The sequence below is a fragment of the Kitasatospora sp. NPDC089913 genome, assembly GCF_044748625.1.
Taxonomy (GTDB): domain Bacteria; phylum Actinomycetota; class Actinomycetes; order Streptomycetales; family Streptomycetaceae; genus Kitasatospora.
This window is the reverse complement of sequence record NZ_JBIVGI010000020.1, coordinates 860-1265: the sequence shown is the minus strand read 5'-3', so window position 1 is coordinate 1265 and position 406 is coordinate 860. Positions and strand designations below refer to the sequence as shown.

Sequence of the window (406 nt, the reverse complement as noted above, 5' to 3'; positions counted from 1 at the left end):
GGTCGCCACCGCGATCGTCACGGCCACCACCGAAGCCACCACCCGAGGGACGGTCACCACGGTCGTCACGACGGAAGCCACCACCACCGGACGGGCGGTCACCACGGTCGTCGCGGCGGAACCCACCCGGACGGTCGTCACGACGGAAACCGCCGCCGCCCGAGGGACGGTCACCACGGTCGTCACGACGGAAGCCGCCACGGTCGCCGCCACCGCCGTAGGGGCGGTCACCACCGCGGTCGTCACGACGGAAACCACCACGGTCCCCGCCACGGTCGTCACGACCACCGCCGAAGCCACCACCCGAGGGACGGTCACCACGGTCGTCGCGGCGGAACCCACCCGGACGGTCGTCACGACGGAAACCGCCGCCGCCCGAGGGACGGTCACCACGGTCGTCACGACG

At 73.2% G+C, this 406-nt stretch carries 1 protein-coding gene; it reads left to right on the top strand.

Annotated elements, in window-relative coordinates; all coding sequences use genetic code 11:
* Nucleotides 1-406, top strand: a 406-nt coding sequence (locus ACIPYS_RS26785) for a hypothetical protein (RefSeq protein WP_400750485.1), incomplete at both ends; no start/stop codon positions are given.